Genomic DNA, 23,108 nt, shown 5'->3' on the forward strand with positions numbered 1-23,108 from the left:
TTAGAGATATTAATAGATGATGAATTCTTTTAATCGTACCATATTGGAATTGAAATTAATATTGATTAAGGTTACAAAGTTGCGGACGGCTACTTTTAATCGTACCATATTGGAATTGAAATTGCGTAATTACTGCACGATTTTTCATCGAACCAGCCTTTTAATCGTACCATATTGGAATTGAAATAACACTGTCGCCCTAAATTTATCATTCTTAATCTTCTTTTAATCGTACCATATTGGAATTGAAATTTGACCTCTGCGCATTTCAGTGCATCACATATCTGACTTTTAATCGTACCATATTGGAATTGAAATCCGCTCTTCAACTCTGTAATTCTTTGATTTTAAAACTTTTAATCGTACCATATTGGAATTGAAATATCGCCGCCTCAAACAAATCATTTCACGCAAAGGCGCTTTTAATCGTACCATATTGGAATTGAAATTTTTTAATTAATAATGCTTTCGCAGGCAAATAAACTCTTTTAATCGTACCATATTGGAATTGAAATGCCGCAATAGCTCTATCATTCAATTGAAGTATACAAATACTTTGAGAGGACGTTTTAAAAAAGTACGGAAAACAGGAAATGGGTAGTACTGTTTTTTCCATACTACCCATCTGTATAGTGGAGATAAGAAAGTCCGAATTGGTATTATTTGAAATCTGTCGATTTTAGTCCTTTATTTACTTTTACATCTTTCACATCTAATTCAATTTTCAGTCTGCCCTGATCAACAATTGTTTTCATAGGCACCTGCAAACCGTTGTATGATTTATAATCATGATAAAAAGTTTGAATAACCATTTTTCCTGCAGGGCTACCATCTTTTTCAGTTACAGATTTTAATTTTAATCCGGTTTTTACATCATAGTAATTGGTAAAAGTTCTGCCCTTGGGCGATTTAATTTCAACAGCATAAGCATCATTGCCTTCAATGGATTCAATATCTTTTACTGTATAAGTATAACCATCTTTTGATAAATAATACGCTTCAGGCAGCATGGAAGCACTTTCTGCCAATGCTTCTTTGTCATCATCTTTCAATGGCTGTTCCTGCCCTTGCACAGAAAAAGAATAAGTACCTTCTTTAGTCAGTTGCTTTTGCAACAGCATGCCTTGAATGGTTAAAGTTTGTTCAAAATAACCGGGCAACAAATATTTTTGATCGAATACTAAAGTTTGCCCCATTGCACCGGCGGTTCCGCTTATTTCTAAATCTTTAATATCTTTTAAAGCCGCATTACCCATTGCGGCTGCGGCTTTTTCAATAATGCTTTTACCGGAAACACCGGCATCTGCTTTTTTAGCAACAGGAGCAACAACAGGATTTCCTTCTACATTGTAGTATTGAATGGTTCCATACTTATCAAGCCCGGATACTACTTGTTTGGCATTGCCTACAATAACGGTATACATATGTTCGGGCTGAATGTATTTTTTTGCCATCTCCATAACGGTATCGGCACTAACAGCAGCAATATTTTTTAAATAGTTTTGATAATAATCGGATGGCAAGTGGTAAATGGCTTCATTTAAAGCAAAATTTGCAACAGTGGCAGGGTTTTCTAAACTTCTGGCAAACGCACCACTGAGTGTATTTTTAGAAAGTTCTACCTCTGTATCACTTACCGGTGTAGTTCTGATTAATTCAAACTCTTTCAAGAACTCGCCTACAGCACTATCGGTTTTTTCATTCCGTACGGATGCTTCAGCATTGAAGCTGCCAATTAATTTATCGGGATTAACAGCACTGTAAGCTCCATAAGTAAACCCATGTTTTTCGCGAAGATTCATGAATAAACGGGAAGATGCCCCACCACCCAAAATATTATTCATTACCCTGACAGGGATTACATCTGCATCGCCGGGTTTTAAAGGTTCAGTTTGCACAAAATTAATAACACTTTGCACAGATACCGGTCTGTCAACAATAGCGATGATTGGTTTTAAAGGATTAGCAGGCACAGGATATTGTGGCTTTGGAACATCACCACGCTCCCATTTTCCATAATAGGTTTCAGCTAATTCTTTCGCTTCTTCTTTGGTAATATCGCCCACAAAAACCAGATAACTGATATTGGGTTTCCAATAGGTTGCAAAATAGTTTTTGATATCGGCAACAGTTACACTTTTAACGGTACTGTCGGTTTCAATTTCACCATAAGGATGATTAGAGCCATACAACAATTTACTCACTACATTTCCTGCAATAGAATTGGGATCATCTTTACTTTGTGCCAGTCCTGAAAGCTCCTGCCTACGAATTTTTTCTAACTGATCAGCAGGGAATGAAGGATGGAAAGTAATATCGGCCATAATTGCAAACAACTTTTTGAAGTTTGTGGAAAGGGCTGAACCGCTAATACTGGTAGCACTGGCATAAATATTACCTCCTAAAAAATCGATGGCATCATCCAATGCTACTTTATTCATAGTGGCAGTACCACTGCGCAACAATTGCCCAGCCATACTGGTTAATCCCGCTTTATTTCCTTCCAGTACCGGATCTCTATTTACGGTTAAAGAAACCGAAACTCTGGGTAATTTGGTATTACGAACTACAATTACTTCTAATCCGTTGGGCAAAGTAAATTTTTCAGTTTTGCCTAATTCTACGGCTTTGGCCGGACCCGGCGGTGGTGGTACTGCCCTGTTTATGTTTTCCTGTGCCCAAATTGCTATGGGAGCCAGTAATAATAATGTTAGAATGAAACGTTTCATAAGTTTATTTTTTATAATTGTATTGTACTGAAAATTGCCCAAGCGCTTGAATAGAAGCTGGTGCATAGCTTTTCAGAATTATGATGATCGTTTAACTTTTTAAGAATAGCAATCCATTTTTAAAAGCGCTGTTTATTTTTTGTATTGATCCTTTGTTCCTTTGGGAACATAATAAAGAATTACACGGTTATCTTTTTTGAAATATTTTTTTGCAACATCCCAAACATCTTCCCGTGTAACTGCATCTAATTTTTTTATTTCTGTATTAATTAAATCAGCATCACCAAAGTAAACCTGGTAATTAGCAAGAGATTCAGCTATACCTTGCATTGTGGAATTTCGGGTAACAAATTGTGTATTTATTTGATTTTTCACTTTTTGAAATTCATGTTCACTTACCAATCCGTTTTTTAGTGTATTAACTACCGAGTCCATATTTTTTTCCAACACCTGTGGTTGCACGCCTGAGTTGGCAATACTGTATATAATAAAGAGGCTTGCATCTTCCAATGCATAGTTAAAAGCTCCAGTGGCAACCGCTAATTGTTTTTGGTCAACCATTACTTTATTGAGTTGTGCAGAATTACCGCCCGATAAAATGGTACTTAAAACATTAAATGCATAGTATTCATTCGTTCCCTGTTTGGGTGCCCGGTAAGCTTCTATTACAGCGGGCAATTGAATATTATCTTCAATCACATCCCTCACTTCGCCACCCAAAGGGGGTTCCGTTACGTTGGGGCGTGGTATGGGCAAAGTTCCTTTGGGTATGGGGCCAAAATAAGTTGCAATTAGTTTTTTTGTTTCCGGAATATCAATATCTCCGGCAATAGAAAGTACGGCATTATTGGGTACATAAAATGTTTTATAAAACTGTATAAACTCATCTAATTTGGCAGAATTTAAATCTTCCATACTACCAATGGGTTGGTATTTATAGGGATGTACTTTAAAAGCACGTTTAAATATTTCGCCAATAATGCTGCCATAAGGCTGGTTATCTATTCTGGTGCGCTTTTCTTCCTTAACTACTTCACGTTGGGTATTTACACCCACCTGCTCTATTTTAGCATGCATCATTCGTTCGCTTTCTAACCATAAGCCCAATTGTAATTGATTAGCTGGTAATACTTCATAGTAGTAAGTTCTATCCTGAGTGGTATTGGCGTTGTTGGTGCCACCGGCATTACTAACATATTTCATAAATTCGCCCCGCTTAATATTGTTGCTACCCTCAAACATCAGGTGCTCAAAAAAATGTGCAAAACCGGTACGGCCGGGTAGTTCGTTTTTAGAACCTACGTGATACAACACACCTACTGCTACCACCGGCGCTGTTTTATCGCGGTGTAAAATAACGGTTAATCCGTTAGGTAGTGTGTACTCATCAAATTCAATTTTTCGGGCTTGTGCCTGCACTAGTTGACTTAGCAAGCAAAAGGTTGCCGCAACAAAAAAAACTTTTTTCATTTGCAAGGAATTTATTTTTTAAAATGTAAACATTTTAGCATACTGCAGATGAATAATTGAAAAAAATATCTGGAGCAGCACGGGTTACATTGAATGAATTACAACAATACGTGTAATTGCATTAATAGAAATTTTTAGCAATTTATAGAAAAAAATATATCCAAAAAAAATATTTTATTGTTTTATCCATTCCAATAAAAACTGATTGGATATTGTATCAGGATGCGTCCATTGAATGCTGGAATCTTTTTTAAACCAGGTAATTTGCCGCTTGGCATAATGCCTTGTGTTTAACTGAATTAACTCAATAGCCCTGTTTAATGAAACAAAGCCATTTAAATAATCAAACACTTCTTTATAACCTACTGTTTGCAATGCATTGAGTTGTTGTAATGGTTGCAGCGATTTTACTTCTTCTACTAATCCTGCTTCTATCATTGTACATACCCGTTCATTAATTCTTTGGTATAATTCCTGGCGTGGTAATTCTAAACCTATTTTTAGTATTCTGAAGGGGCGTGGCACATTTTTTTTGGAACGAAAATGTATAACCGATTTCCCGGTTGCTTCCATCACCTCTAAAGCCCGCATTAAGCGTTGCGGATTTTGTTGTTCGGCCTGTTCCCAAAAAACGGGGTCTGATTTTTTAATCTGTTCCTGCAGCCATACCAATCCTTTTTGATGATAATTTTGAATAATGCTGTTTCTTAAATCAGGTGGTACCGGCGGAATGTTATCTAACCCATTGCAAAATGCATCTACATATAAACCACTGCCACCAACCATTACTGCAACAGAATGTTTGGAAAAAATGTTTGCTGCTGCCTGCAAGGCATATTGTTCAAAAACAGCTGCATTTACATCATCATATACAGAATGAGAATTAATAAAATAATGTGGTACCAACTCCAGTTCTGCAAGCGTAGGCTTGGCAACGCCAATATTGAGTTCCCGATAACATTGTCGTGAATCGGCAGAAATAATTTCGGTATTCAACAATTGTGCAATACGCAAAGCCAGTGCCGTTTTACCTACAGCAGTAGGCCCTATCACTAAAATCATCAAAGGATTCAATGAATACACAAGTAATATTTTTTATGAATGCCGATTAAGAATAACTCAGGCTATTTTTTAAAAATCATCCAGCCCCTGACCTTCAGCATCTTCTGCATTTTCCTCTTCCTCGTCTGTGTTTTCCGCTGCGTCGCTTTCTTCACCAAAACCATCACCGGCTTCAGTTAAATCGTATTTCTCTTCTATATCAGCAAATTTTTCACCCAATAATGATTTGGTGCCATATTGTTGAGTCCCTATTCCTTCAATACGGGTAATTACAGGATAATTTAATTTGGTATTTTCATCCTTACTTACCTGAATCAATGCTACCAGAAAAACCCAATTTTTATCAAAATCATACACATAAATGAATTTCTGATTGGGATCTTTAATTTCACTACCAATGGTGGTTTCGGCCATTAATAAAGGGGCAACCACATAAGGTTTTTCATATACCGCCAGCGAAATTTCACGACCCCGTTGCCAGGCATCATTACTTCTGTAAAAAGTAGCCTGATGCTTATTATCGAATTCATAAGCTTTCAATATAGTTAAATGCAAATCGAGAAAATGCTGGGTATGTTTGATGGCGATATCTCTGTAAACTGCATCATCTTCTTCTAAATAAACCCTGAATTTTAAAATGGCCATGGTGTATAATTTTATGTATATATCCAGACAAACAGCTATTCAATAAAAATAACTGCTTTTGTTTATATTTTGCTGCCTTTCAATATTTAGCTTTTGTTAATGCTTCAAAGAAACGAAAAACATTTTAAATGGGCTGCAGGTTTAATGAAGCTGCTTTTTGCAGCATAAATGCATAGGCAGCCTGGTAGGTATTGGGAATAACCCCGTCAAGAATCGCTTCCCGAATGGCATCTTTAATCATCCCTACTTTTCTGCCGGGTGGCAAGCCGAAAATGCGCATAATGTCTTCGCCTGAAAGTGGCGGTTGCCAGTTGCGTAAATGATCTTTTTCCTCAACTTCTTTCATCCGTTCTTTTACCATTTCAAAATTTTGCAGATACCGCTGCACTTTTTGTTTGTTTTTGCTGGTAATATCTGCATTGCATAATAACATAAGTGCGTCAATATCATTTCCTGCATCAAACAACAATCTGCGAATGGCGCTATCGGTTATATTTTCTTTGGTAAGCGAAATAGGTCTTAAATGCAGCTCAACTAATTTTTTTATCTGGCGCATTTTTTCATTAAGGGGTAGTTTAAACTGCGCAAATATTTTTGGTACCATACGGGCGCCCACCACTTCATGACCATGAAATGTAAAGCCATGGCCCGGCTCAAAACGTTTTGTTGCAGGTTTTCCAATATCATGCAATAAAGCCGCCCATCGTAACCATAAATCATCCGTAACTTCAGCAATATTATCTATTACCTGAAGGGTATGGTAAAAATTATCTTTATGTCCCATCCCATCAATATTTTCAACACCATGCAAGGCCATCATTTGTGGAAAAATAATAGAAAGAAGTCCTGATTTACTTAACATTTCTAACCCAATGCCGGGTTTAGTTGCCAGTAAAATTTTATTAAACTCATCTGTAATTCTTTCCTGTGAAACAATTTTAATACGATGTGCATCTTGTTGTATGGCATCAAAAGTTTTTGGTGCAATAGAGAAATTTAATTGGGTAGCAAAACGAATGGCCCGCATCATACGTAAAGGATCATCACTAAAGGTTTGTAGGGGATCTAATGGGGTTTGAATGATTTTTGCTTTCAGATCGTGTATGCCAGTAAACGGATCTAACAGCATACCATAATCATCCGCATTTAAACTGATACCCATGGCATTAATGGTAAAATCGCGCCGTAACTGATCTTCTGCCAGTGTTCCTGCCATTACTTTTGGTTTTCTGCTTTGCTCGGTATAACTTTCTTTTCTTGCACCCACAAATTCTACTTCAAAAAAACTGCCATCGGGCAATGGTAATTTAATTTGAGCAGTTCCAAAATTTTTAAAGTAAGCAACGTTGGGTTTGGGCTGAAACAATTCTGCAACGGCATGTGCCAGTTTTATACCATCCCCTAAACATACAATATCTGCATCTTTAGTTGGCCTGCCCAGAATTTTATCCCGAACAAATCCACCAATTAAAAATGCAGGCATTTGCATTTGCTGCGCTGCTTTGGCAATGGTTGCAATAATTTTTTCTTCTGTATTTGATAAAGTAATCTGCATTGCGGCAAAGGTACAAATTGAAAAAGGCATTTAACAACCGAATTTTTTATTGCATATATCCTGTATTTAACGATATGCTGTCAAATAACGTAACCCGGTTGCTGCATTTTAATTTGCAAGGGTTGCAGCAATTGATGGGCTTGTATATGCAAGGCACAATGAAAATGCCCTTGGGGACAAGCAGCCCTGCCATGTATACCACAGGGCCTGCAATTTAATAGCTCCTGTACCTCTACAATATATTGTTCATGGCTAAGCGGCCCATATCCAAAAGCAGGAATGGTGGAACAGTACACAACAGTAACCGGTGCATTGACTGCTGAGGCAAAATGCATAGGGGCCGAATCGTTCACATAGTTCATGAATGCAGCCTCCATTAAAGCGGCCGACTGTAAAAAACTTAATTTACCTGCTAAATTTTCCACTTGTTTACCGGAACAGGCAGCGGCTATATTTGCACACAAAGCATAATCTGAAGCTGCACCCAACAAATAAATTGTTAATGAATCTAGTATTTGATGAATCAATTCTATCCATTTTTCAACCGGGTATTGCTTGGTAAACCATACAGAAGCCGGAGCAATACAGATATATTTTTTATTCTGCAAATATTGTACTGAAGCTGCGATGGATGCATTATAATACAATTTAGGCAAAGCTGCCTTTCCATTTGTAAAATGTGCAATCAGTTGTTGATTGCGTTCAATTTCATGCAACGGTGTACCATTTTCGCCGAAATGATGCGTAATAGATTTTGTGAAAAAACAACTGAATGGATTGGTTCGAAAACCAATTGTTTCAGCAGCACCTGAAAAAGCAGTTAATAAACCGGTTGCAGCATAACGCTGCACATTGATTACCCTGGTATACTTTTCTTTTCGAATTTGAAATAATAATTGAATAAGATGCCGATATTTCTGCTTTTTCTTATCCCAGATTAGTACATTTTTTATATAAGGATGTGCTTCAAACAGCAACTCATTCCCTTTACGAACCAAAACATGTAGTAAAGTTTCAGGGTATTGAGCATGTATTTTTTCCAACAATCCGGTTGCCAGAACAACATCACCAATAAATGCGGTTTGTATGAGCAGCACTTTTTCCATATCTGCAAAATAAATGCATAATAGGCAGCATTATTCAAATTCCAGTTCATTGCTGAAAAATTCCCAATCGAACAACAGATATTTTTCTTTAAAAAGACAAAGGGGTTTAGGAACCAGTGTAGCTTCGGTATCGTTTTGTATTTCGGTTAAATCAGAAGCAATGGTATGCTTATCCAGCCCCATTTGAAGAATTAATTCAATGAAAGGCTGCACTTTTTCGGAAGGAACATCTACAATAACTCTTGCCATACCATTTTAATTGCTTCTTCTAAACTAAATAATTTTTGTTATAAAATGAAGCTTTTAACAGAGAATTTATGAAAATAAAAATTTTATGACGATAAGAAGCTGACAATCAGAACCTGCGCAAAAAAATATTAAATTTTTTACCAATTATTTTTTAAGTAAAACCAAGCTATTTCAGTACGATTTACTTTGAAACACTGTCAAAATATTTTTGACACATGATCCAAAACAGAAATTACGGGCGTAAAACATGGATGGAGCCATCCTGTCGCCATTCTATAATGGTAGAAGGCACTGAGGGCTGTTTATCATCTTGCCGGTATTGAACCACATAATCTACCGAAGAGCGAATTGTTTCTGAAATAGATGCAAAATTAGCCGGAGATGGTTCTCCACTCAGATTAGCCGAAGTGCTAACGATGGGCTTTTTAAATCTTTTAATGAGTTGTTTACAAAATGGGTCTTGGCAAATACGAATAGCAATGGAGCCATTTTCGGCAATTACATTATTTGCAAATCCAATGGCTGCAGGATAAATAACGGTAGTGGGCTTTTGTTGCTTTGCTAAAAAATCAAATACACACAAGTCTATGGCAGCCACATGCTGTAATACTTGCTTTTCATCTGCTACCAATACAACTAAACTTTTTTGAGGCGGACGATTTTTGATTTGAAAAACTTTATCAACCGCTGCCGCATTCGTAGCATCGCAGCCAATACCCCAAATGGTATCGGTAGGATACAGCAAGGTACCACCTGCCTCCAAAACCTTTAATGCATGAATAATATCTGGTTCAAACAATTTCATTTTTCAAAACTAACAGAATTGCATTTAATTTATTTAAATGAATGTAATATCCTTTTTTTTATAACCATCAGCCAACTTTCTGTAACCGTTTATAATTATGTTTGCAAAAATTTTTTTTAATGGAATTACAAACACGCATCATCGCCGCCTGGAATGACAGAAATTTATTACAGGACAAACAATACAGTGACGCCGTTCGCGAAGTGATAGAAGCCATTGATAAAGGCCAACTAAGAACTGCTGCCCCCACAGCGCAAGGGTGGCAGGTAAATGAATGGGTAAAACAAGCCATTCTATTGTATTTTGCCATACAACCCATGGAAACCTACCAACTGCCCCCATTTGAATTTTACGACAAAATGTTGCTAAAGAAAAATTATGCAGCATTAGGCGTACGTGCAGTACCCCATGCAGTAGCACGTTATGGTGCCTATTTAGCCAAAAATGTGGTATTAATGCCAAGTTATGTGAATATTGGTGCTTATGTAGATGAAGGCACCATGGTAGATACCTGGGCCACAGTTGGCAGTTGTGCACAAATTGGCAAACACGTTCACCTGAGTGGCGGTGTGGGTATTGGTGGTGTACTGGAACCGTTACAGGCCAGTCCTGTTATTATTGAAGATGGTTGCTTTCTGGGCAGCCGCAGTATTGTTGTAGAAGGCGTTCGTGTTGAAAAAGAAGCAGTTTTAGGAGCCAATGTGGTATTAACACAATCCACAAAAATAATTGATGTGAGTGGCAGCACGCCAAAAGAATACAGAGGCTATGTACCGGCAAGAAGTGTAGTAATTCCGGGTACCTATCCTAAACAATTTCCTGCCGGTGAATACCAGGTTAGCTGTGCTTTAATTATTGGGCAAAGAAAACCAAGTACTGATTTAAAAACCAGTTTGAATGATGCACTGCGCGATTTTAATGTATCAGTATAATTGAAATTTAAAATACTGCCTAAGGCAGTAAGTTTTTTTGCCTGAATTGTTGAATAATGCCTACAAAAATAAGAACGGGAATGGCAGGAGGGTTTATCATTGCCATTTTAAGCGCCTTGCTTTTTTCAACCAAAGCCATTTTTGTGAAGCTGGCATTTCAACATACGCAGGTATCAGCCATCCATTTGCTGGTATTGCGTATGTTGTTTTCATTGCCATTTTACCTGATTGCAGCAACTTATGCCCGTAAAACCAGTACCAAAAAGCTAACCCGCAAACAATGGGTTTTATTAGCCTTGATGGGTATTTTAGGATACTACCTGAGCAGCTTGTTCGATTTTATGGGTTTGCAATTTGTTTCTGCAGGTTTAGAAAGACTGATACTGTTCTTGTATCCAACGTTTACCGTACTGATCAATACTTTTTATTTTAAAACAAAACTGAAACGTACTCAAGTTGCCGCTCTGCTCTTAACCTACATTGGTATTGGCATTGCCTTTTTAGGAGAAGTAAAATTAGATGCCGGAAATATCCATTTCTTTTTGGGCACATTCATGATTTTTTTATGTGCCGTAACTTATTCAATATATTTAGCAGGTACCGGAAAATTAGTGCCTATCACAGGCTCAACAAGATATACCGCCTATGTAATGCTATTTGCAACTATGGGTGTTTTTACGCATTTTTTAATAACCAACCATCAAAATTTTGGCCAACTACTACAACCCAATTTGCTCATCTATGGCATTGCACTGGCAATCATTGCAACAGTGCTACCTTCTTTTTTAATGAATATTAGTATGAATAAAATTGGCAGTAACAATGTGGCAATCACTACTAGTATTGGCCCTGTTTCCACCATTATACAAGCCCATTTCTTTTTAGATGAGCCCATCTTTTTTTTACAATTAGCCGGAACTGCTTTGGTTATTGCAGGTATTCTCTTAATAGGATGGAAACCCTCATTAACCTAATATCAAAAAGGAATTAATTATTAGGGTCATAGCATGTATTGCTGATAAGCCGGATTTTTTAATATCCATTGCCTTTCTACTATTTGCATTTTTAGTAAAAGCTTTTTTAGCAATACCAGTAAAATTGCTAATCGCCTCCATGTAAAACAAAACAAAAACATGGCTACTGTAAAAAGCAATACGGCTGGTACATGGGATGCCGGATAAAACAATAATGACTCACTTCAACCAATTTTGCTTTTGTTGCCGGCAGCTATGGTACAATACACAATTTTGATTGGCGCATAAACACTATTGCCCAACCCAATAACTGCAATGAAAGCAACACAAGCACAATTCCCAAAAAATTCCATTCAAAATATGGCGTGAGTGCAATGAGTGCAGCAATTGCAAACATTTGCCCGGACACTAACTAAGCAATATGAAATTTTTTTTGACATAAAAGTTATGCCGCAAGTTACGAAGATGTATTCAGGCAGTATTCCTCCCCATATTCCCAATTCAATTCTGACAGAAATACAGCAACCCCACAATTAAAATGTCATTTTTTCTTAATTTATACACCTTGTCTGCCAAAAAGTATGCAACAAATACAGTTGCACAGGATTTGAGGATTGAGTTTGCAAAATGCTGAAAAAAATAAAATAACCTTCAGCAAAAAAAATGGATTGTTAACTACTAAAATGATACAACTATGACACTCGTAAAAAGTAACAACATGACACCTGTTTTCAACAGGTTATTTGATGATTTCTTTAACAATGATTGGGCTGATTGGGGCCTTCGGAATTTTTCAGGGGAAGGCAGCACCTTACCCAAGGTAAACATTAAAGAGGATGACAACGGCTATACCGTTGAAATGGCAGCTCCGGGCATGAAAAAAGAGGATTTTAATGTAAAGCTAAACAAACAAGTGCTGACCATTAGTGCTGAAGCAAAAGAGGAAAAAGAAGAGAAAAAGGCCAATTACAGCAGGAAGGAATTCAATTATCAAAGTTTTCAACGCAGTTTTAGTTTGCCTGAAACTACTGATGATGAAAAAATTTCTGCTCAGTACAAGGATGGCATCTTAAACATTTGCATCCCCAAAAAAGAAGAAGCAAAACCCAAACCAGCTAAAACCATTGCTATTAATTAAACCGAAGTTGAAGAAAGAAACGCAATGGGTTGTGCGGCTGCAACAGTATAAGCACAACCCATTTCATTTGTATGCATTTGGCTTGTTAAAATGCGCAACTGCAAACAGGTAAATGTGATGTTGATCAGTTGTAAAATATCAAAACAAGTATAACTTTATCTGTAAACAACAATTTATGCAATATCAGGATTATTATAGCTTATTGGGCATTGCTAAATCTGCCACAGCCGATGAAATTAAAAAAGCGTATCGGAAGCTGGCTGTAAAATATCATCCCGATAAAAACCCCAATAACAAAGAGGCAGAAGATAAATTTAAGCAGATAAATGAAGCCTATGAAGTATTAGGCGACCCGGAAAAAAGAAAAAAATACGATACACTTGGCGCCAACTGGAAGCAATATGAACAAAGCGGATTTTCAGGTAATCCGTTTGGCGGGCAAGGTGGTAATAATGGTGGCGGACAATATTACCAGTTCCAGGGTGATCCCTCTGAATTTTTTGGCGGCGCCGGAAGTGGATTTTCTGACTTCTTTGAGGCTTTTTTTGGCGGAATGAGAAGTAACACTAAAACAAAATCACGCACCCCGTTTGGTAGTAGCAGCCAATTTGAATCGAGGCCATCGGATCTTACCGGAGAGGTTACCATATCACTTCAGGAAGCCTATACCGGTACTGAAAGATTGATCAGCACAGGCACTGAAAAAATAAAACTGAATATCAAACCCGGCGCCTATGAAGGACTTCAGTTAAAGGCAAAGGGAAAAGGAATAAAAAACAGTTCCGGAAAAGCCGGCGATTTATACATTAATGTTCATGTACAACCAAATACTGTTTTTACACGCAAGGAAAATGATTTGTATATGGATTTGCAGGTAGATGTATTTACCATGCTTTTAGGTGGTAAACAGGAAGTAATTACATTGGGTGGAAAAATAAACTTAACATTACCAGAATGCTGTGCCAATGGTAAAACCATGCGTTTAAAAGGTAAAGGAATGCCGTTATATAACCAGCCCGGCACATTTGGAGATTTATATGTAACCCTGCATGCATTAATACCAACAAAACTTTCAGCAAAACAAAAAAGTTTACTGAATGAGGCTAAAAATGCTGCTTAAATAAAATACAATAAAAATAAAATATAATTTTATGACAGGAAATTTCAATCAAATTATAGCTGATACCAAACCCGTTTTGGTAGATTTTTTTGCAGAATGGTGCGGCCCCTGCAAAATGATGGTCCCAACCCTTCAGGAAGTGGCAAGAACTACAGGAAATGCAGCAAGAGTCATTAAAATTGACGTTGATAAAAACCCTGCGCTGGCTGCTAAATACCAAATTCAGGGCGTGCCCACTTTAATTTTATTCAAAGCAGGAAAAATATTGTGGCGCCAAAGTGGTGTAGTGCCTAAAAATGTAATCATGCAGCAGCTACAGCCCCATTTGACTGCATAAAGGAGCTAATTTTTTCAGGGAAAATTGTTACCCATCCAATTTTTATTGAACACCATTGCTTTACATGGTTTCTTCAAAAATATTATCATGATATGCATTGCTTTTTAAAAGTTGGTAATGCCGGTATAATGCCTGCCATAAACTAACTTTTCGATAGGGTAACCCATGCTTCGCTGCAAATTGCTCAATTACCTTTGTTATTGCTGGATAATACACATGGTGTACACACGGAAATAAGTGATGGGCGATGTGATAGTTAAAACATCCCATAAAAAATCTGGTAAACCAATTATCTTCCACAATATCATTCGTGCAGGATAATTGATGCATTAACCAACTATCAGGCATGTCACCTTTCTCGTCAGGTAATGGAAATGCATTATCCAAATTGGCATGTGGTGGCAATAATACAATCAGCGAAATAATACTGGCAGTAAACATCATGATTAAAAAAGCAGCAAGTATGGTTAGCCATTTAAAACCCAATATGTATTTTGGAATGATGATGATATAGCCAAAAAAAAACAATTTAAATAAGAATAGTTTTATATATTCAATAGCAGGAATATTAGCTACTTTCCATACTAACTTTTTTTTGTTGAAATAATCTTTAAAGTCACGCACCAGCAACCAGTTTAATAAATACAATGGATATAAGAACGGCAAATAAATATGTTGGTATTGATGCCATTTTTCGTACCGCCCATGCGGAAGCACACGAGCCATTGGACTTTGTTCAAAATCACTATCCCAACCCATAACATTGGGATAATTATGGTGCAATCGAACATGTCTGATACGGAAAATAAAACTGTTAGCACCCATTAAATCAAACAGGTATACATACAATCGGTTCAATCGCTTTGATTTAAAAATAGTACCATGTACGGCTTCATGAATTAAAGTAAGATAATTTACTACCAACATAAAGCCCATTGCAGCATACATTAACCATAAAATAGTATGATTCTCCCCAAAAACTAAAGCAAATATCCAGGCCGCAAAATAAATGAACGGAAACAACCATGCTTTTAAAGTAGCCTGATTTTTTACAGAGGGTTGCAATGTTGAAATGGTGGCATTTACCCTGGTTCTTAAAGATTGAAATAAAACTTCATCTTTTAATTTTCTAAAAACGGGTTTGGCAGGCTTTACAAACATTTCCATGCTAACAAAATTTTGAGTTTTACAATAGCTGTTGGGAAATGGTGAAAACTCAAAACAATATTTAGAAAAATATTACTGCAAAATTAATAATATTGGAATAAAAAATGGAATATGGACTGTAAAATTTCTATTCAGTGCATTACATATTGGCAACTTTTATCAAAGCATCTACATCTAAAATAATAATTTTTCTGCCTTTGGTCATTAACCATCCTTCGTCTTTAAATTCAGATAAAATTCTTACTACATTTTCTCTGGCAGTGCCTACCAGACTGGCCAAATCATCCCTGCTCATGTTTATTTCAACTGCATTGCCCTCCATAAAATGGTCTTTATATTTTTCACGCAATACTACTAATTGCAAAGCCAGGCGTTCCCGAACTGATTTTTGGGCAATAATGTTTAAACTGTTGGCCAGTACGGCAAATTCATGGCTGAGTGTTTTTAATAAACGTGTACCCAAAAAAGCAGAAACAGCAAGGGTTTGCAAAAAATCTTCTTTAGGAATAAAAGCAATAATACTTTTTTCTAATGCAGCAGCAGAATCGGGGAACCGATCACCGGAAATAATGGCATGGTATCCAATCAATTCACCGGTATTAGCTACATAAATAATGTGCTCTTTCCGGTTTTTATCAATTTTATATTTTTTTACTTTGCCCTTCACAATATAAAAAATACCCGATGGATAACTGTTTTCGCGAAAAATAATTTCTCCTTTATCATATTCCTGTTCTGTTTGGTTTGCAAGCAAAATGGCCTTATCCTCATCTGGCAAATCGGCCAGAATAGATTCACTTTTAAAATCCCATTGATCTATCGGAAATTTTTGATGAATGCTCATACTGCTTCAAAGTTATTTGTTTAAAGTTGAGAAATATTACTTTTCTGAATGAGAACTTTCACGTTTATGACCTGAATCTGTTCCTAACTTTGACCTAATAAATGTGTTAACCTGCATTTTGAAGAAATGAATGCACCAAAAGAGCCGCTATGGATAAGATATATATTAAAAATGCCAGAGAAAAATGGATGGAAAATGATGCCGCATTTCATCAGCTTTATCCAAAAGAAATACAATTACTGGCCAAAAAACATTGGACACCCATTGAAGTTGCCCGAATTGCAGCCGATTTTTTAGTGAGCCAGAAAAATGAAAAAATATTAGACATTGGCAGCGGTGCAGGTAAATTTTGTATAGTTGCAGGTTACTATAAACCTGATGCTTTTTTTTATGGTGTAGAACAAAGAAAAAGTTTAATTGAAGTAGCGGAGGCCGCTAAATTAAAATTAGGCATCACCAATGCGTTTTTTATAGAAGGCAATTTTACACAATTGAATTTTAACGACTATCATCACTTTTATTTTTACAATGCATTTTTTGAAAATATTGCCGGAACAGATAAAATAGATGAGAGTATTGACTATTCATTAGAACTCTATAATTATTACAACCGCTACCTCTATAAGCAATTAGAAACAAAACCTGCCGGCACAAAGCTGGTTACTTTTCATAGTTTAGAAAATGAGGTACCCCGTAATTATACGCTGGTAGATGCCCGAATGGATAATTTGTTAAAGTGCTGGATAAAAATATAAGTTGATACAAAAATGGTTTTCATCATTTGCATACAATCATCACAAATATAGCTTCATGCAGCCCTATTCCGGTTATATAAAATTAATTCTTATTTTACTATTTTTTTCAGCAGGCGTTCTGCCTGCTCAGCCGCCCAAAAAATCATTACAGCCTTTAAATGGCAGTACTGCTTTTCAGCAATTAATGGCCGGTAATAACCGATATGTTCACATGCACCCATTACACCCCGACCAAAACAGGCATCGCTTCGAGGAAACGGCAGTTAACCAACACCCTATTGCAGTAGTGGTTTGCTGCTCAGACAGCAGAGTAGCGCCGGAACTATTCTTCGATCAGGGTATTGGCGATTTATTTGTAATTAGAACTGCCGGAAATGTTTTAGGTAATTTTGAAATAGGTAGTATTGAATATGCGGTGGAACATTTGAATGTACACCTTATTATGATTGTTGGCCATGAACATTGTGGGGCTATTCAGGCCTTGGCCGATCATTCTAAAAATGAGGGATTTTTGCAGGTAATTATTGACAGCCTTGCCAAAGAACCGGAAATAGCAAAGGTCGGTGAGATGGATCAACTGCACACCCTTCCACTCATCAAAGCGAATGTTATGCATGGCATACATCAGTTATTAACACAATCTACTTACATTCAACAAGCAGTAAAAGATAAAGGTGTACAAGTAATTGGAGGTATTTATCAATTAAACAACGGAAAAGTGATACCTTTAAATTCCTCCTACTAAATAAATCATTTATGCTACCCGCTATTCAACCCCATTATCAGGAACTTCTTGAAAAAATTCTTGTTGCCGGCAATCAGGATGAAGTAAAGAATCAAATTGATGAATTTATGGATTTATTGCAGCAAATGGGAACAGATGAAGAAAAAATGAAGCGAATTTTATTGGAAATCCAAACACATTTGGACCAATGCAATCCTTTTCATTATGATGCACAACAATGGAGTAATATTAAAATGGCAGATATTTATTGTTTTGAAATTCATCAAAGTATATCGGGCATTCATTACTCCTCTTAATGATGAAAGCGCATTTATTAGGGTTCATTTTAATATTGTTGCTTTAACGCTGTTTATTATAATTTAATCAGCACACCTACCACTACTGCAATGGCTAAGCTCAATAATGTACCCACTACCAGATATTCTGTTTTTATTTCCTGACGATCTTTTTCATTAAAACGAATCAGTGCTTTTGCAGCTACCAATAAACCAATAGCTGCATATTGTGCATATAAAATAAATATCAGTACAATGATCCGTTCTGCAATACCGATCCATTTTCCGGCATTGGCAAGGTTTTCTGCAAATTCAATTTTATCGCGCCACTGGCAGGTAAACTTGCCTATAAAAATTGCTGCCGGGGTTGTAATGAATACAAATCCTGTTACTATTTTCCAAACCTCAACATTTTCATAATATGGCTGAAGGATAGCCAACAAAGAACCCAGGTTAAAAAAAGTAAAATACCAACAAGCAACAATTACCAGAAAGTGCAATACCTGGTCGATAATAAAATATTGTACTGTTGGCTTTTGGTAAGATTTCCACCCATCAATGCACAAATGCGTAATAAAAATTACTATAACCACCCAATGGTATTGAAAACCCAGCATACACCAAACCACCAATGCAGTAATAAAAACATGAAGGTATAAATACAACGATAGAAAATGACGGCTGTAACGCGCTTTTATCCAGCTTGTGGGCTGAAGAATAAAATCGGTTAACAGGTGTGATAAAATCAATTTGATGAACCAAATCAGTGCTGTATTCATACCATAATCAATTGAATCATATTTTCGTAATGCTGCAACAAAGCTTCAATTTCCTGCCAGCGGGCCGATACCACATGCTGATGAATGGTACTTTTACTTTTTTTCATTTTAAGGGCAATTGTTTGTTGCATTTCACCCCTCATTAACTCTATTAAAACAGCAGCTTGTTTTGCAGTCAGTTCATTAAAAATAGCATCCACATAAGCAGATAAAATTTGCAAAGCCTCTTGTGCCAAAGCATGCTGTATTCCGAATACAAGTCTTTGATTCAATGCTGCCATTGTATCAAACAGCCGGCCTGAAAGTAAAAAAGCTTCTCCACGTGCTGTTTTTAAATTTTTCACCGGTATTTCTACTGTTCCTAAGCCGATACTGATTTTAATATCTGATGCTACCTTATTTTTATCGCCAAAAGATAGTTGAATGGCAGCCAATCGTGCCTGTAAGGCCAGTTTTAATGCATCTTTAGGATGCGAGAGATATACCTGAAAACTATCTCCACGATAAAATTCCATTATACAACCGGAAAAAATTTGCTGTATTGCCTGCATTAATTTTTTAGCTTTCAAGGCAGGAAGCCGGGTAGAGTTTACAATATCGCAAGTAAGTACAGCGTGCATTGCCATAAAAAGTTCGTTTTCATAAATATACAAACTTTTCAATAATTCGTTTAAAAAAACGAATTTTTAAATAATTCGTATATATATACGAACATTAAATTATTGATGAAAAAGGCAGTTATTCTAACCGCCAAGATAATATAGTGCCCAGGACTGGATTCGAACCAGCACATCCTTGCGAACGCTGCGACCTGAACACAGTGCGTCTACCAATTTCGCCACCTGGGCATCTGTTTCTGGGCTGCAAATATAATTGCATTTATGTAACCAACAAACTGCAACCCCGAATATCACTATTATCTAACCGACCCCACACCTCAAAACTACCATCTGCATAAACTTTTCCCACATCATCCGTAGCAATAAAACTGCAGCTATACAGATTTGCTAAATCAATAATATTCAAAATACCTTCCCCTTGTAACTGTACATCCAACGGATCATCCTCATTTCGCACCAAAACCTGCATCCAAGATGGGCAGTAAAACCTGCCATTCCCGGATGAATAGGCCTGTGATAGTAACTCTGTCATACCATACTCAGCATGCACATGGGATATACCAAAAGCTTTTTTTAATTGCTGATGCAGTGCTTCACGGGTTATTTCCTTTCTTCGACCCTTCATTCCCCCTGTTTCCATAATGATGGTATTTTGTAAAGGCAGCGGAAATTGTTCGGCAAAATCAAGCAGGGCAAACGTAACTCCAATTAATATTACCGGCTGGCCGGCTGCCTCTAAACGCTGTAAAGTGGCATGCAATTGTTCATATTCATACAAATAGAAACCACTGTCGGGATGCCTGCTTTGTTGCACCAATGTATGCACCATCGCCACTAATGAAGAATGCTTCCTTTCCAAATATGCAGGCAGTAGCCCAATAATACACCAATCTTGTGGCGCACCATAAAATAGTTGAAAAGCAGTTAAAAAGCTGGTTTCATAAATCTGCCAATCCTTTACATAATGTTTACTATTTACGGTTGCGGTGGTGCCGCTGCTTTCAAAAATAATGGGAGGTTCAAAAGCTGTAGTTGTAATAACATGAGTTTTAAAAAAGGAAATGGGAAGAAAAGGAATGGAATCAATTGTATTTTGCTGCTTACCGCCAGTTAATTCAAACCATTGGCGATAAACGGTGTTATTTTTTAATTGAAAATGAAACACTTCCTGAATTACTTTCGTTTTATTTTGAGGTGTAATTGAAAAAATCTTGTTAAGAAGTTCCATTATAGCGAAATAATGTTGAGATGAATGAATTATATTTGAATAGAATATGCAATTTATGAAGGCAAAAATATTAATGATTTTTTGTTTAACAGGACTAATAGCAGGTTGTTCGAAAAATAAATACACCACCCAACCGCAATTAAGCTTAAAAAGTGTGAGCAGAACTGTTGTTGCCAAAGGGCAAACCCTATCCTTTAATATTGAATTTACCGATAAAGAAGGAGACGTACAGGATAGTATGTGGATTCAAAAAGTTTCAAAAGTATGCCCTACCAGTCCTATTGCAAATTTTACCATTAATTTTCAGGTACCCAACTTCCCCTCTACCAAAAACCTGAAAGGCAACTTTGATATTAATTTCATTAACAATGTTACAGGTACCGGTTATTATTACATTACCGGATGTGGGAATGTGCCGGATACCTGCTATTTCAGGTTTGTTTTGAAAGATTTAGCCGGGCATACCAGTGATACGCTTGTTTCGCCGAATATTGTACTTTTACCCTGATGCAATTAAAAGCTTACAGGGGTATCATACCCGCAATTTTTTTTGGCAATTACTTTTATGGTATTTGTGTTGTAGCATTATCTGTTGAAACCGCCTTTCAGTTGAATGTGCCCTTCAACCCATGGCCCTATTATGTTTTAGTTTTTGCTGCAACCGTTGTTTATTATACCAAAGCATATCTTACCGAAAATATAGAAGATTCAGCTAACAAAAGAGCTCACTGGTATGTAAAACATCACCGTTGGGTATGGATTTCCCAAATCAGCTTATCCATCATTAGCCTGCTTTGTTTTTGTTTGCTGTTAAAAAGCAGCTGGCACCATATTTTCAATATGACTGCTACAGAGTGGTTACTATGGCTTTCCGTTCCCATTGTAGCAGGCTTGTATTACGGTATAGGCTTTACGAACTTTAAGCATTTTAATTTAAGAAATACAGGCTGGTTAAAACCTTTTGTAATTGGATTTGTATGGGCGGGTACCATTACCATTTATCCTATACTTTACAGGGCAATGACAGGGTATATTGCATTTCAATTAAATAGTTTTGATATAATGTTTTTCATCAAAAACTTCATGTTTATTGCTGTATTGTGTATTATGTTTGATATAAAAGATTATGCCACCGATTACAACCAACAACTTAAAACATTTGTAGTGCGAGTAGGTTTGCGTAAAACAATTTTTTATATTCTTATTCCACTTTGTGTAATAGGGTTTGGCACTTTTTTAGTGTATACCATTACACACCATTTCAGTGCAGCACGAATTATTTGGAATGCCATTCCATTTATACTCATTCTCACTGTGGCATACTCAATGCACAAACGGCAAAGCATTATGTATTATCTTATTATTATTGATGGATTAATGCTGGTAAAAGCCTGTTGTGGTATTTTCAGTACTTTATTCTAAACATTAAAATTGAATAATATGTCAAAAGAAAAGAAATCAAAAGCAATGTTACCGGAAGCCTCTATGGCATTTTTAAAAAGCTATATTAATACTCCATCGCCGGTTGGTTTTGAAAGTAGCGGACAAAAACTGTGGCTAAACTATATAAAAAATTACACAGATACAACATTTACCGATGCCTACGGAACTGCAGTAGGTATTATCAATCCAAATGAGGCATTTAAAGTTGTGATTGAAGCGCATGCCGATGAAATCAGTTGGTATGTTAATTACATTACAGACCAGGGTTTGATTTATTTGAAAAGAAATGGCGGTGTTGACCATCAGATCGCACCTTCCATGCGTGTTTTTATTCATGGCAAAAAAGGGTCGGTAAAAGCGGTATTTGGATGGCCGGCTATTCATACCCGCATGAGTAACGGCGATCAGAAAGAAAATCAGCCCAAGGTTGAAAATCTGTTTTTAGACTGCGGTGCAAGAAGCAAAAAAGAAGTAGAAGCATTGGGCATTCATATTGGCGCAGTGGTAACTTATGCCGATGGCTTTGATGAATTGGCCAACGAATATTTTATTGGCAGAGCTTTTGATAACCGTATTGGCGGATTTATGATTGCTGAAGTGACACGCTTGATAAAGGAGAATAAAGTAAAATTGCCATTTGCATTGTATATTGTGAATGCAGTTCAGGAAGAAATTGGTTTACGTGGTGCGGAAATGATTGCCAGAAGAATTAAACCGGATGTTGCCATTATTACTGATGTAACCCACGATACCCAAACGCCAATGATTAACAAAAATATTGAAGGCGATGTTGCCTGCGGTAAAGGCCCCTCACCTACTTATGGACCTGCAGTTCACAACAAACTACTTCATTTTGTTGAAGAAGTAGCAAAGAAAAAAGATATACCACTGCAAATGCGTGCAGTAAGCAGAAGCACCGGAACCGATACAGATAGTTTTGCTTACGCCAATGATGGCTGCCCCAGCGTGCTCATTTCCATACCACTGCGCTATATGCACACTACCGTAGAAATGATTCATAAAAAAGACATTGAACAAACCATTCACTTAATTTATGAAACATTAATTGCACTTACCCCCAAAACCAATTTAAGCTATTTTTCATAATACAAAAACAACTTCATTCATCC

24 protein-coding genes, 1 tRNA gene and 1 CRISPR repeat array (1 of these 26 cut by a window edge) are annotated in these 23,108 nt (G+C 36.7%); of the genes, 11 read left to right on the forward strand and 14 right to left on the reverse strand.

Annotated features, from left to right (window positions below; all coding sequences use genetic code 11):
- A CRISPR array of direct repeats spans window positions 1-515; the repeat unit is 30 nt; unit sequence CTTTTAATCGTACCATATTGGAATTGAAAT (it extends 1,351 nt beyond the left edge of the window).
- A 144-nt stretch (window positions 516-659) separates the two neighbouring features.
- The 8 genes from EO766_RS00945 to EO766_RS00980 all read right to left on the reverse strand — a co-directional run bounded on the left by EO766_RS00945 (window position 660) and on the right by EO766_RS00980 (window position 9,621).
- The gene (locus EO766_RS00945; RefSeq protein ID WP_074419197.1) at window positions 660-2,729 is read right to left on the reverse strand and encodes an insulinase family protein; all 2,070 of its coding nucleotides are present in this window, start codon (window positions 2,727-2,729) and stop codon (window positions 660-662) included.
- 132 nt (window positions 2,730-2,861) lie between these two features.
- Entirely contained in the window at window positions 2,862-4,199 is a 1,338-nt protein-coding gene (locus tag EO766_RS00950; protein ID WP_074418587.1) for a M16 family metallopeptidase, read from the reverse strand.
- 174 nt (window positions 4,200-4,373) lie between these two features.
- A complete protein-coding gene (miaA, locus tag EO766_RS00955) occupies window positions 4,374-5,282 on the reverse strand; it encodes a tRNA (adenosine(37)-N6)-dimethylallyltransferase MiaA (protein ID WP_245634886.1) in 909 nt (302 codons plus the stop codon).
- 48 nt (window positions 5,283-5,330) lie between these two features.
- Window positions 5,331-5,906, reverse strand: coding sequence for an IS1096 element passenger TnpR family protein (locus tag EO766_RS00960; protein WP_074419195.1), 576 nt, complete (start codon window positions 5,904-5,906; stop codon window positions 5,331-5,333).
- A 124-nt stretch (window positions 5,907-6,030) separates the two neighbouring features.
- The gene (locus tag EO766_RS00965; protein WP_074419204.1) at window positions 6,031-7,461 is read right to left on the reverse strand and encodes a CCA tRNA nucleotidyltransferase; all 1,431 of its coding nucleotides are present in this window, start codon (window positions 7,459-7,461) and stop codon (window positions 6,031-6,033) included.
- A gap of 80 nt (window positions 7,462-7,541) precedes the next feature.
- Window positions 7,542-8,567, reverse strand: a complete 1,026-nt coding sequence (locus EO766_RS00970) for a glycosyltransferase family 9 protein (protein WP_074419194.1) — start codon at window positions 8,565-8,567, stop codon at window positions 7,542-7,544.
- Window positions 8,568-8,597: 30 nt separating this feature from the next.
- Window positions 8,598-8,816, reverse strand: coding sequence for a hypothetical protein (locus tag EO766_RS00975; protein ID WP_074419193.1), 219 nt, complete (start codon window positions 8,814-8,816; stop codon window positions 8,598-8,600).
- Window positions 8,817-9,048: 232 nt separating this feature from the next.
- Window positions 9,049-9,621 (reverse strand): L-threonylcarbamoyladenylate synthase, encoded by a 573-nt coding sequence (locus tag EO766_RS00980; protein WP_074419192.1) that lies wholly within the window; start codon window positions 9,619-9,621, stop codon window positions 9,049-9,051.
- Between the two features lie 119 nt (window positions 9,622-9,740).
- On the opposite strand from EO766_RS00980, the gene EO766_RS00985 reads away from it, so the two are divergent.
- The 5 genes from EO766_RS00985 to trxA all read left to right on the forward strand — a co-directional run bounded on the left by EO766_RS00985 (window position 9,741) and on the right by trxA (window position 14,122).
- The gene (locus tag EO766_RS00985) at window positions 9,741-10,553 is read left to right on the forward strand and encodes a 2,3,4,5-tetrahydropyridine-2,6-dicarboxylate N-succinyltransferase (protein WP_074418616.1); all 813 of its coding nucleotides are present in this window, start codon (window positions 9,741-9,743) and stop codon (window positions 10,551-10,553) included.
- Between the two features lie 56 nt (window positions 10,554-10,609).
- Window positions 10,610-11,527, forward strand: a complete 918-nt coding sequence (locus tag EO766_RS00990) for a DMT family transporter (RefSeq protein WP_074418617.1) — start codon at window positions 10,610-10,612, stop codon at window positions 11,525-11,527.
- 718 nt (window positions 11,528-12,245) lie between these two features.
- Window positions 12,246-12,665: an Hsp20/alpha crystallin family protein gene (locus EO766_RS00995; RefSeq protein WP_287100610.1), complete on the forward strand. Its 420-nt coding sequence runs from the start codon at window positions 12,246-12,248 to the stop codon at window positions 12,663-12,665.
- A 175-nt stretch (window positions 12,666-12,840) separates the two neighbouring features.
- Entirely contained in the window at window positions 12,841-13,785 is a 945-nt protein-coding gene (locus EO766_RS01000) for a DnaJ C-terminal domain-containing protein (RefSeq protein ID WP_074419191.1), read from the forward strand.
- A gap of 31 nt (window positions 13,786-13,816) precedes the next feature.
- Window positions 13,817-14,122: a thioredoxin gene (gene trxA, locus EO766_RS01005; RefSeq protein ID WP_074417791.1), complete on the forward strand. Its 306-nt coding sequence runs from the start codon at window positions 13,817-13,819 to the stop codon at window positions 14,120-14,122.
- Between the two features lie 60 nt (window positions 14,123-14,182).
- Here the strand turns inward: trxA and EO766_RS01010 are convergent, their stop codons facing one another.
- The gene (locus EO766_RS01010; protein WP_074417792.1) at window positions 14,183-15,289 is read right to left on the reverse strand and encodes a fatty acid desaturase family protein; all 1,107 of its coding nucleotides are present in this window, start codon (window positions 15,287-15,289) and stop codon (window positions 14,183-14,185) included.
- Between the two features lie 139 nt (window positions 15,290-15,428).
- A complete protein-coding gene (locus tag EO766_RS01015; protein ID WP_074417793.1) occupies window positions 15,429-16,133 on the reverse strand; it encodes a Crp/Fnr family transcriptional regulator in 705 nt (234 codons plus the stop codon).
- Between the two features lie 149 nt (window positions 16,134-16,282).
- Between EO766_RS01015 and EO766_RS01020 the strand changes: the two genes are divergently transcribed.
- From EO766_RS01020 to EO766_RS01030, 3 genes are read left to right on the forward strand one after another with little or no spacing between them, the layout of a single operon-like run.
- Window positions 16,283-16,888 (forward strand): methyltransferase domain-containing protein, encoded by a 606-nt coding sequence (locus EO766_RS01020; protein ID WP_074417794.1) that lies wholly within the window; start codon window positions 16,283-16,285, stop codon window positions 16,886-16,888.
- A gap of 55 nt (window positions 16,889-16,943) precedes the next feature.
- Window positions 16,944-17,633 (forward strand): carbonic anhydrase, encoded by a 690-nt coding sequence (locus EO766_RS01025; RefSeq protein ID WP_074417795.1) that lies wholly within the window; start codon window positions 16,944-16,946, stop codon window positions 17,631-17,633.
- Window positions 17,634-17,644: 11 nt separating this feature from the next.
- Window positions 17,645-17,929 carry a hypothetical protein gene (locus tag EO766_RS01030; RefSeq protein ID WP_074417796.1) on the forward strand — a complete coding sequence of 95 codons (285 nt, stop codon included), beginning with the start codon at window positions 17,645-17,647 and terminating at the stop codon, window positions 17,927-17,929.
- Window positions 17,930-17,985: 56 nt separating this feature from the next.
- Here the strand turns inward: EO766_RS01030 and EO766_RS01035 are convergent, their stop codons facing one another.
- The 4 genes from EO766_RS01035 to EO766_RS01050 all read right to left on the reverse strand — a co-directional run bounded on the left by EO766_RS01035 (window position 17,986) and on the right by EO766_RS01050 (window position 20,535).
- On the reverse strand, window positions 17,986-18,687 hold the full coding sequence (locus tag EO766_RS01035; RefSeq protein ID WP_081298645.1) for a DUF3307 domain-containing protein: 702 nt from the start codon (window positions 18,685-18,687) through the stop codon (window positions 17,986-17,988).
- Window positions 18,684-19,313: a hypothetical protein gene (locus EO766_RS01040; RefSeq protein ID WP_074417797.1), complete on the reverse strand. Its 630-nt coding sequence runs from the start codon at window positions 19,311-19,313 to the stop codon at window positions 18,684-18,686. The genes EO766_RS01035 and EO766_RS01040 overlap by 4 nt, the downstream gene beginning before the upstream one ends.
- Window positions 19,314-19,451: 138 nt before the next feature.
- Window positions 19,452-19,535: transfer RNA gene (locus EO766_RS01045), tRNA-Leu, on the reverse strand.
- Between the two features lie 31 nt (window positions 19,536-19,566).
- Complete coding sequence (locus EO766_RS01050) at window positions 19,567-20,535, reverse strand: LuxE/PaaK family acyltransferase (RefSeq protein WP_074419190.1); 969 nt, start codon at window positions 20,533-20,535, stop codon at window positions 19,567-19,569.
- Window positions 20,536-20,590: 55 nt separating this feature from the next.
- On the opposite strand from EO766_RS01050, the gene EO766_RS01055 reads away from it, so the two are divergent.
- Genes EO766_RS01055 through EO766_RS01065 form a run of 3 tightly spaced genes read left to right on the forward strand, consistent with a single transcriptional unit; the run spans window position 20,591 to window position 23,085 of the window.
- Window positions 20,591-21,043, forward strand: coding sequence for a hypothetical protein (locus EO766_RS01055; RefSeq protein ID WP_141676743.1), 453 nt, complete (start codon window positions 20,591-20,593; stop codon window positions 21,041-21,043).
- On the forward strand, window positions 21,043-21,957 hold the full coding sequence (locus EO766_RS01060; protein ID WP_074419189.1) for a UbiA prenyltransferase family protein: 915 nt from the start codon (window positions 21,043-21,045) through the stop codon (window positions 21,955-21,957). Before EO766_RS01055 ends, EO766_RS01060 begins: the two co-directional genes overlap by 1 nt.
- 18 nt (window positions 21,958-21,975) lie before the next feature.
- Window positions 21,976-23,085, forward strand: a complete 1,110-nt coding sequence (locus EO766_RS01065; protein WP_074419188.1) for a M42 family metallopeptidase — start codon at window positions 21,976-21,978, stop codon at window positions 23,083-23,085.
- The last annotated feature ends 23 nt before the right edge of the window (window positions 23,086-23,108 follow it).

This window comes from Hydrotalea sp. AMD (genome assembly GCF_004100315.1).
GTDB classification, from domain to species: Bacteria; Bacteroidota; Bacteroidia; order Chitinophagales; family Chitinophagaceae; genus Hydrotalea; species Hydrotalea flava.

Coding starts and splice junctions, on each gene's coding strand:
- EO766_RS00945 (WP_074419197.1), bottom strand. CDS start 2,729: ATGAAACGTTTCATTCTAACATTATTATTACTGGCTCCCATAGCAATT.
- EO766_RS00950 (WP_074418587.1), bottom strand. CDS start 4,199: ATGAAAAAAGTTTTTTTTGTTGCGGCAACCTTTTGCTTGCTAAGTCAA.
- EO766_RS00960 (WP_074419195.1), bottom strand. CDS start 5,906: ATGGCCATTTTAAAATTCAGGGTTTATTTAGAAGAAGATGATGCAGTT.
- EO766_RS00965 (WP_074419204.1), bottom strand. CDS start 7,461: ATGCAGATTACTTTATCAAATACAGAAGAAAAAATTATTGCAACCATT.
- EO766_RS00970 (WP_074419194.1), bottom strand. CDS start 8,567: ATGGAAAAAGTGCTGCTCATACAAACCGCATTTATTGGTGATGTTGTT.
- EO766_RS00975 (WP_074419193.1), bottom strand. CDS start 8,816: ATGGCAAGAGTTATTGTAGATGTTCCTTCCGAAAAAGTGCAGCCTTTC.
- EO766_RS00980 (WP_074419192.1), bottom strand. CDS start 9,621: ATGAAATTGTTTGAACCAGATATTATTCATGCATTAAAGGTTTTGGAG.
- EO766_RS00985 (WP_074418616.1), top strand. CDS start 9,741: ATGGAATTACAAACACGCATCATCGCCGCCTGGAATGACAGAAATTTA.
- EO766_RS00990 (WP_074418617.1), top strand. CDS start 10,610: ATGCCTACAAAAATAAGAACGGGAATGGCAGGAGGGTTTATCATTGCC.
- EO766_RS00995 (WP_287100610.1), top strand. CDS start 12,246: ATGACACCTGTTTTCAACAGGTTATTTGATGATTTCTTTAACAATGAT.
- EO766_RS01000 (WP_074419191.1), top strand. CDS start 12,841: ATGCAATATCAGGATTATTATAGCTTATTGGGCATTGCTAAATCTGCC.
- trxA (WP_074417791.1), top strand. CDS start 13,817: ATGACAGGAAATTTCAATCAAATTATAGCTGATACCAAACCCGTTTTG.
- EO766_RS01010 (WP_074417792.1), bottom strand. CDS start 15,289: ATGGAAATGTTTGTAAAGCCTGCCAAACCCGTTTTTAGAAAATTAAAA.
- EO766_RS01015 (WP_074417793.1), bottom strand. CDS start 16,133: ATGAGCATTCATCAAAAATTTCCGATAGATCAATGGGATTTTAAAAGT.
- EO766_RS01020 (WP_074417794.1), top strand. CDS start 16,283: ATGGATAAGATATATATTAAAAATGCCAGAGAAAAATGGATGGAAAAT.
- EO766_RS01025 (WP_074417795.1), top strand. CDS start 16,944: ATGCAGCCCTATTCCGGTTATATAAAATTAATTCTTATTTTACTATTT.
- EO766_RS01030 (WP_074417796.1), top strand. CDS start 17,645: ATGCTACCCGCTATTCAACCCCATTATCAGGAACTTCTTGAAAAAATT.
- EO766_RS01035 (WP_081298645.1), bottom strand. CDS start 18,687: ATGAATACAGCACTGATTTGGTTCATCAAATTGATTTTATCACACCTG.
- EO766_RS01040 (WP_074417797.1), bottom strand. CDS start 19,313: ATGGCAATGCACGCTGTACTTACTTGCGATATTGTAAACTCTACCCGG.
- EO766_RS01050 (WP_074419190.1), bottom strand. CDS start 20,535: ATGGAACTTCTTAACAAGATTTTTTCAATTACACCTCAAAATAAAACG.
- EO766_RS01055 (WP_141676743.1), top strand. CDS start 20,591: ATGAAGGCAAAAATATTAATGATTTTTTGTTTAACAGGACTAATAGCA.
- EO766_RS01060 (WP_074419189.1), top strand. CDS start 21,043: ATGCAATTAAAAGCTTACAGGGGTATCATACCCGCAATTTTTTTTGGC.
- EO766_RS01065 (WP_074419188.1), top strand. CDS start 21,976: ATGTCAAAAGAAAAGAAATCAAAAGCAATGTTACCGGAAGCCTCTATG.